Origin of the sequence: Streptomyces sp. NPDC048255 (genome assembly GCF_040652415.1) — a bacterium.
Taxonomy (GTDB): Bacteria; Actinomycetota; Actinomycetes; order Streptomycetales; family Streptomycetaceae; genus Streptomyces.
This window is the reverse complement of record NZ_JBEZMA010000129.1, coordinates 1-2,863: the sequence shown is the minus strand read 5'-3', so window position 1 is coordinate 2,863 and position 2,863 is coordinate 1. Positions and strand designations below refer to the sequence as shown.

At 50.2% G+C, this 2,863-nt stretch carries 1 tRNA gene and 2 rRNA genes; all 3 read right to left on the bottom strand.

Features of this window, described 5'->3' with window-relative positions:
• Positions 1 to 1,893 (bottom strand): 23S ribosomal RNA (locus tag AB0D94_RS37690); the annotation flags it as partial.
• Between the two features lie 337 nt (positions 1,894 to 2,230).
• Positions 2,231 to 2,306: transfer RNA gene (locus AB0D94_RS37685), tRNA-Glu, on the bottom strand.
• Positions 2,307 to 2,438: 132 nt separating this feature from the next.
• Positions 2,439 to 2,863, bottom strand: a 16S ribosomal RNA gene (locus tag AB0D94_RS37680); the annotation flags it as partial.

Here is a 2,863-nt window from a genome sequence, read left to right as displayed (position 1 = left end):
TTCGATCAAGAGCTTCTCCTTACGGATAACCCCATCAATTAACCTTCCAGCACCGGGCAGGCGTCACACCGTATACGTCCACTTTCGTGTTTGCACAGTGCTGTGTTTTTAATAAACAGTTGCAGCCAGCTGGTATCTGCGACTGGCTTCAGCTCCATGGGTAAACCACTTCACCTAATGCCAGCGTGCCTTCTCCCGAAGTTACGGCACCATTTTGCCTAGTTCCTTCACCCGAGTTCTCTCAAGCGCCTGAGTATTCTCTACCTGACCACCTGTGTCGGTTTGGGGTACGATTAATGATAATCTAGAGCTTAGAGGCTTTTCCTGGAAGCGGGGTATGAGCTACTTCGCCACCGTAGTGACTCGTCATCAGACCTCAGCATATAGTGAACCGGATTTGCCTAATTCACCTGCCTACATCCTTAAACCGGGACAACCGTCGCCCGGCCAGCCTAACCTTCTCCGTCCCCCCATCGCAATTATCACCAGTACGGGAATATTAACCCGTTTCCCATCGACTACGCATTTCTGCCTCGCCTTAGGGGTCGACTCACCCTGCCCCGATTAACGTTGGACAGGAACCCTTGGTCTTCCGGCGTGCGGGTTTTTCACCCGCATTATCGTTACTTATGTCAGCATTCGCACTTCTGATACCTCCAGCATACCTCACAGTACACCTTCACAGGCTTACAGAACGCTCCCCTACCCAACAATATTTACATATCGCTGCCGCAGCTTCGGTGCATAGTTTAGCCCCGTTACATCTTCCGCGCAGGCCGACTCGACCAGTGAGCTATTACGCTTTCTTTAAATGATGGCTGCTTCTAAGCCAACATCCTGGCTGTCTGAGCCTTCCCACTTCGTTTCCCACTTAACTATGACTTTGGGACCTTAGCTGGCGGTCTGGGTTGTTTCCCTCTTCACGACGAACGTTAGCACCCGCCGTGTGTCTCCCGTGATAACATTCTTCGGTATTCGTAGTTTGCATCGAGTTGGTAAGTCGGGATGACCCCCTAGTCGAAACAGTGCTCTACCCCCGAAGATGAGTTCACGAGGCGCTACCTAAATAGCTTTCGGGGAGAACCAGCTATCTCCCGGTTTGATTGGCCTTTCACCCCCAGCCACAAGTCATCCGCTAATTTTTCAACATTAGTCGGTTCGGTCCTCCAGTTAGTGTTACCCAACCTTCAACCTGCCCATGGCTAGATCACCGGGTTTCGGGTCTATACCCTGCAACTCATTCGCCCAGTTAAGACTCGGTTTCCCTACGGCTCCCCTATACGGTTAACCTTGCTACAGAATATAAGTCGCTGACCCATTATACAAAAGGTACGCAGTCACACCCTAAAGGGTGCTCCCACTGCTTGTACGTACACGGTTTCAGGTTCTATTTCACTCCCCTCGCCGGGGTTCTTTTCGCCTTTCCCTCACGGTACTGGTTCACTATCGGTCAATCAGGAGTATTTAGCCTTGGAGGATGGTCCCCCCATATTCAGACAGGATAACACGTGTCCCGCCCTACTCGTCGAGTTCACAACACTAACACCTTCGGATACGGGGCTATCACCCTTTACTGCCAGCCTTTCCAGACTGTTCTCCTGATGCTAATGCTGATTAAGACTCTGGGCTGCTCCCCGTTCGCTCGCCGCTACTAGGGGAATCTCGGTTGATTTCTTTTCCTCGAGGTACTGAGATGTTTCAGTTCCCTCGGTTCGCCTCGTTTGACTATGTATTCATCAAACGATAGTGCAACGAATTGCACTGGGTTTCCCCATTCGGATATCGTCGGTTATAACGGTTCATATCACCTTACCGACGCTTTTCGCAGATTAGCACGTCCTTCATCGCCTCTGATTGCCTAGGCATCCACCGTGTACGCTTAGTCGCTTAACCTCACAACCCGAAGGTGTCTTCTTACAACGAGTGACTGTGCTTCATGATTTCGGCGTTAGTCCGTGCTCGCAATGCTCACGTACTTTAAGTACGCTGCGCTTGCTGTGCGCGGGCTGCCTTGAACTCATGTCGCTCGTCGACTCGATGCTTCAGAGAAGCACATTCAAGTTGAGATTTTTGAGAGACTCTCACATTGTTTAAGCGATAAACAATGTGCGTTGTTTTCAATTTTCAGCTTGTTCCAGATTGTTAAAGAGCATAATTGTTAAACCAACTATCTACATAATTGGCTTAATCATTATTGGGGACATCGTCTTTCACTCGATATCGGCGCAATTGGCGTCCCCTAGGGGATTCGAACCCCTGTTACCGCCGTGAAAGGGCGGTGTCCTAGGCCTCTAGACGAAGGGGACACGAAAATCACAAAAACTTTTTGCGCTTTTCATGTAAGCCCTATTCTTGCGAATAAGTCTCCCACGTATAGCCTATTGCTCTACTTTCTATCAGACAATCTGTGTGAGCACTTCACAAAAACACTTCAATGGTAAGGAGGTGATCCAACCGCAGGTTCCCCTACGGTTACCTTGTTACGACTTCACCCCAGTCATGAATCACAAAGTGGTAAGCGCCCTCCCGAAGGTTAAGCTACCTACTTCTTTTGCAACCCACTCCCATGGTGTGACGGGCGGTGTGTACAAGGCCCGGGAACGTATTCACCGTAGCATTCTGATCTACGATTACTAGCGATTCCGACTTCATGGAGTCGAGTTGCAGACTCCAATCCGGACTACGACGTACTTTATGAGTTCCGCTTGCTCTCGCGAGGTCGCTTCTCTTTGTATACGCCATTGTAGCACGTGTGTAGCCCTACTCGTAAGGGCCATGATGACTTGACGTCATCCCCACCTTCCTCCGGTTTGTCACCGGCAGTCTCCTTTGAGTTCCCCACCGAATCGCTGGCAACAAAGGA